This is a genomic window from Hahella sp. CCB-MM4 (assembly GCF_002260525.1).
Classification (GTDB): Bacteria; Pseudomonadota; Gammaproteobacteria; order Pseudomonadales; family Oleiphilaceae; genus Hahella.
On record NZ_MRYI01000037.1, the window covers coordinates 1 to 5,658 of the forward strand.

Here is a 5,658-nt window from a genome sequence, read left to right on the forward strand (position 1 = left end):
ACCTGGATGGGGCTCTTAATTAGAAGCCTGACGACGACCTACTCTCACATGGGCGAACCACACTACCATCGGCGCTGAACTGTTTCACTTCTGAGTTCGGAAAGGGATCAGGTGGTTCCAGCTCGCTATGATCATCAGGCAAAACCGCTAAGCGCTAGCTTATTCGTTTTGCAACCTCGCTTTCTTACCTTCGCAAGGCCACTGATAAAATCGGCATTCGATCACTCATAACAATCAGATAAGCAATGATTATACTCTTCTCACAAAACACCTAAATCACTTCGGTGTTATATGGTCAAGCCTCTCGGGCAATTAGTACTGGTTAGCTCAACGCCTCACAACGCTTACACACCCAGCCTATCAACCTCGTGGTCTACAAGGGCCCTTTAGGAGGATCAAGTCCTCAGGGAGATCTCATCTTGAAGGGGGCTTCCCGCTTAGATGCTTTCAGCGGTTATCCTGTCCGAACGTAGCTACCGGGCAATGCAATTGGCATCACAACCCGAACACCAGCGGTTCGTTCACTCCGGTCCTCTCGTACTAGGAGCAACTCTTCTCAAATCTCCAACGTCCACGGCAGATAGGGACCGAACTGTCTCACGACGTTCTAAACCCAGCTCGCGTACCACTTTAAATGGCGAACAGCCATACCCTTGGGACCGGCTTCAGCCCCAGGATGTGATGAGCCGACATCGAGGTGCCAAACACCGCCGTCGATGTGAACTCTTGGGCGGTATCAGCCTGTTATCCCCGGAGTACCTTTTATCCGTTGAGCGATGGCCCTTCCATACAGAACCACCGGATCACTATGACCTACTTTCGTACCTGCTCGACGTGTGGGTCTCGCAGTTAAGCGCGCTTATGCCATTACACTAACCGTACGATGTCCGACCGTACTTAGCGCACCTTCGTGCTCCTCCGTTACTCTTTGGGAGGAGACCGCCCCAGTCAAACTACCCACCACACAATGTCCTCGACCGGGATAACCAGCCAGAGTTAGAACCTCAAACATACCAGGGTGGTATTTCAAGGATGGCTCCACGGTAACTGGCGTCACCGCTTCAAAGCCTCCCACCTATCCTACACAAGTAGGTTCAAAGTTCACTGTGAAGCTGTAGTAAAGGTTCACGGGGTCTTTCCGTCTAGCCGCGGATACACAGCATCTTCACTGCGATTTCAATTTCACTGAGTCTCGGGTGGAGACAGCGCCCCCATCGTTACGCCATTCGTGCAGGTCGGAACTTACCCGACAAGGAATTTCGCTACCTTAGGACCGTTATAGTTACGGCCGCCGTTTACCGGGGCTTCGATCAAGAGCTTCGCCGAAGCTAACCCCATCAATTAACCTTCCGGCACCGGGCAGGCGTCACACCCTATACGTCCACTTTCGTGTTTGCAGAGTGCTGTGTTTTTAATAAACAGTCGCAGGGGCCTGGTATCTTCGACCGCCTTCCGCTCCAGCCGCAGGGCTTTCACGTACATGACGGCGTGCCTTCTCCCGAAGTTACGGCACCATTTTGCCTAGTTCCTTCACCCGAGTTCTCTCAAGCGCCTTGGTATTCTCTACCTGACCACCTGTGTCGGTTTGGGGTACGGTTCTGTATTGCCTGAAGCTTAGAGGCTTTTCCTGGAAGCTGGGCATCAACCACTTCAGTCTCTTATGAGACCTCGTCATCACCTCTCAGGATTATGAACCCGGATTTACCTAAGTTCACTCCCTACGGGCTTAAACACACATCCAACAGTGTGCTGGCCTAGCCTTCTCCGTCCCCCCATCGCAGCAATACAAAGTATCGGAATTTTAACCGATTTCCCATCGACTACACCTTTCGGTCTCGCCTTAGGGGCCGACTCACCCTGCGCCGATTAGCGTTGCGCAGGAACCCTTGGTCTTCCGGCGGGGAAGTTTTTCACTCCCCTTATCGTTACTCATGTCAGCATTCGCACTTCTGATATCTCCAGCAGACCTCTCGATCCACCTTCATCAACTTACAGAACGCTCCCCTACCCCGCATACATAGTATGCAGCCGCAGCTTCGGTGCCATGTTTGAGCCCCGTTACATCTTCCGCGCAGGCCGACTCGACTAGTGAGCTATTACGCTTTCTTTAAAGGGTGGCTGCTTCTAAGCCAACCTCCTAGCTGTCTTAGCCTTCCCACATCGTTTCCCACTTAACATGGACTTGGGGACCTTAGCTGGCGGTCTGGGTTGTTTCCCTCTTCACGACGGACGTTAGCACCCGCCGTGTGTCTCCCGGATATCACTCTACGGTATTCGGAGTTTGCATGGGGTTGGTAAGTCGGGATGACCCCCTAGCCCAAACAGTGCTCTACCCCCGTAGGTGTTCGTCCGAGGCGCTACCTAAATAGCTTTCGGGGAGAACCAGCTATCTCCGAGTTTGATTGGCCTTTCACCCCCAGCCACAAGTCATCCGAATCTTTTTCAACAGATTTCGGTTCGGTCCTCCAGTTGATGTTACTCAACCTTCAACCTGCCCATGGCTAGATCACTCGGTTTCGGGTCTACACCATGCGACTAATTCGCCCTATTCAGACTCGGTTTCCCTACGCCTCCCCTATTCGGTTAAGCTCGCCACATAATGTAAGTCGCTGACCCATTATACAAAAGGTACGCAGTCACAGAACAAGTCTGCTCCCACTGCTTGTACGCATACGGTTTCAGGGTCTATTTCACTCCCCTCACAGGGGTTCTTTTCGCCTTTCCCTCACGGTACTGGTTCACTATCGGTCAACTAGGAGTATTTAGCCTTGGAGGATGGTCCCCCCATATTCAGTCAAGATAACACGTGTCCCGACCTACTCGATTTCACATTGATAAGATTTCAGATACAGGGCTGTCACCCACTATGGCCACACTTTCCAGAGTGTTCTCTTATCCGTCTCAATGCTTAAGGGCTGGTCCCCGTTCGCTCGCCGCTACTTAGGGAATCTCGGTTGATTTCTTTTCCTCGGGGTACTTAGATGTTTCAGTTCTCCCGGTTCGCCTCCTACACCTATGTATTCAGTGCAGGATACTGAGCAAGCTCAGTGGGTTTCCCCATTCAGAGATCGCCGGGTCAAAGGTTATTTGCCACCTCACCGACGCTTATCGCAGGCTATCACGTCTTTCATCGCCTCTAGTTGCCTAGGCATCCACCGTATGCGCTTAATCACTTGACCATATAACCCGAAGTAATCTAGTTGCCTAGATCCCAACAGACTATACAGTGCTGGTTTCCACCGTAACGATTCGTTGCTTTCGCAACACCGGTGTTTTGCGCTTGAGTATAATCACTCAGTAAAATCTATCCGTTTGATCAATCATTACACTGCAATGATCAATCTCTCGTTTCGATTTACTTTTGCTTATCCAAATTGTTAAAGAGCTCTCTGACCAAATGCCAGAAACCAATTCACTCAACATCGTGAACTCGTTTCTACCATCTAACAGAACACTTGAATTTTTTTCCTCAGGTTCGCTTATCATCCATCCCAGGAAGGAATGGTGGAGCTAAGCAGGATCGAACTGCTGACCTCCTGCGTGCAAGGCAGGCGCTCTCCCAGCTGAGCTATAGCCCCATTTAAGCTATTTACCACCCAAACCTACTTAACTTAACTACCTTAAGTACATTCGGAGAACTTTCTGAAGCTAGGCGTGGGCTTGCGTAGTGTGCTTCTGCACATGAGCAAGCTCACAACGACGTTTCAGGAAGTTCTGGTGGGTCTGGGTGGACTTGAACCACCGACCTCACCCTTATCAGGGGTGCGCTCTAACCACCTGAGCTACAGACCCAATCTTTATGGGTCCGCGACCCAAAATCCAAGCTCTCTACTCACTAATCAAGCAATTTGTTGTGAACGCTGAACTGAAACAGTCAGAAGATATCGTTTAAGGAGGTGATCCAGCCGCAGGTTCCCCTACGGCTACCTTGTTACGACTTCACCCCAGTCATGAATCACACCGTGGTAACCGTCCCCCCGAAGGTTAGACTAGCTACTTCTGGTGCAACCCACTCCCATGGTGTGACGGGCGGTGTGTACAAGGCCCGGGAACGTATTCACCGCGACATTCTGATTCGCGATTACTAGCGATTCCGACTTCATGGAGTCGAGTTGCAGACTCCAATCCGGACTACGAGACGCTTTAAGAGATTAGCTCCACCTCGCGGCTTGGCAACCCTCTGTACGCCCCATTGTAGCACGTGTGTAGCCCTGGTCGTAAGGGCCATGATGACTTGACGTCGTCCCCACCTTCCTCCGGTTTGTCACCGGCAGTCTCCCTAAAGTTCCCACCCGAAGTGCTGGCAAATAAGGACAAGGGTTGCGCTCGTTACGGGACTTAACCCAACATTTCACAACACGAGCTGACGACAGCCATGCAGCACCTGTCTCAGAGTTCCCGAAGGCACCAATCCATCTCTGGAAAGTTCTCTGGATGTCAAGACCAGGTAAGGTTCTTCGCGTTGCTTCGAATTAAACCACATGCTCCACCGCTTGTGCGGGCCCCCGTCAATTCATTTGAGTTTTAACCTTGCGGCCGTACTCCCCAGGCGGTCGACTTAGCGCGTTAGCTACGCCACTAAGCACTCTAAGGTGCCCAACGGCTAGTCGACATCGTTTACGGCGTGGACTACCAGGGTATCTAATCCTGTTTGCTCCCCACGCTTTCGCACCTCAGCGTCAGTTTTTGGCCAGAGAGCCGCCTTCGCCACCGGTATTCCTCCAGATCTCTACGCATTTCACCGCTACACCTGGAATTCTACTCTCCTCTCCAAAACTCTAGCCATGCAGTTCTAAATGCAGTTCCCAGGTTGAGCCCGGGGATTTCACATCTAGCTTACATAACCGCCTACGCGCGCTTTACGCCCAGTAATTCCGATTAACGCTCGCACCCTCCGTATTACCGCGGCTGCTGGCACGGAGTTTGCCGGTGCTTCTTCTGTGGGTAACGTCAACTGTGTCCGATATTAGCGAACACCCTTTCCTCCCCACTGAAAGTGCTTTACAACCCGAAGGCCTTCTTCACACACGCGGCATGGCTGGATCAGGGTTGCCCCCATTGTCCAATATTCCCCACTGCTGCCTCCCGTAGGAGTCTGGACCGTGTCTCAGTTCCAGTGTGACTGATCATCCTCTCAGACCAGTTACAGATCGTCGCCTTGGTGAGCCTTTACCCCACCAACTAGCTAATCTGACATAGGCTCATCTGATAGCGCAAGGTCCGAAGATCCCCTGCTTTCCCCCGTAGGGCGTATGCGGTATTAATCCGGGTTTCCCCGGGCTATCCCCCTCTACCAGGCAGATTCCTATGCATTACTCACCCGTCCGCCGCTCGACGCCCCTAGCAAGCTAGGTCGTTTCCGCTCGACTTGCATGTGTTAAGCCTGCCGCCAGCGTTCAATCTGAGCCATGATCAAACTCTTCAGTTTAAAGAGGTAAGATCATTTAAGATCTAAATCTTGCTCGAATTAAAACTACTGTACTTTGCTTATGTCGTATGATTTCTCATACACGCATATGAATTGTACGAGTCACTAACTCAAGACTATTCTGTGTCTCCACAACCGTCTCAGCTAGCGCCCACAACAAATTGCTTGATTAACTTGTTAAAGATCTTCTCGCCCGGGCATTCATCCCGATGAGGCGCGCCATTCTACAG

2 tRNA genes and 3 rRNA genes are annotated in these 5,658 nt (G+C 51.5%); all 5 read right to left on the reverse strand.

Going from position 1 to position 5,658, the window contains the following annotated elements:
- Positions 1-25: 25 nt before the first annotated feature.
- The 5 genes from rrf to BTA51_RS28600 all read right to left on the reverse strand — a co-directional run bounded on the left by rrf (position 26) and on the right by BTA51_RS28600 (position 5,428).
- Positions 26-139: ribosomal RNA gene (rrf, locus tag BTA51_RS28580) — 5S ribosomal RNA — on the reverse strand.
- 152 nt (positions 140-291) lie between these two features.
- Positions 292-3,179 (reverse strand): 23S ribosomal RNA (locus BTA51_RS28585).
- Positions 3,180-3,502: 323 nt separating this feature from the next.
- Positions 3,503-3,578: transfer RNA gene (locus tag BTA51_RS28590), tRNA-Ala, on the reverse strand.
- A gap of 137 nt (positions 3,579-3,715) precedes the next feature.
- Positions 3,716-3,792 (reverse strand) — tRNA-Ile (locus tag BTA51_RS28595).
- A 97-nt stretch (positions 3,793-3,889) separates the two neighbouring features.
- A 16S ribosomal RNA gene (locus BTA51_RS28600) occupies positions 3,890-5,428 on the reverse strand.
- The 16S, 23S and 5S rRNA genes sit together here with 2 tRNA genes alongside, the layout of an rRNA operon.
- Positions 5,429-5,658: the final 230 nt, after the last annotated feature.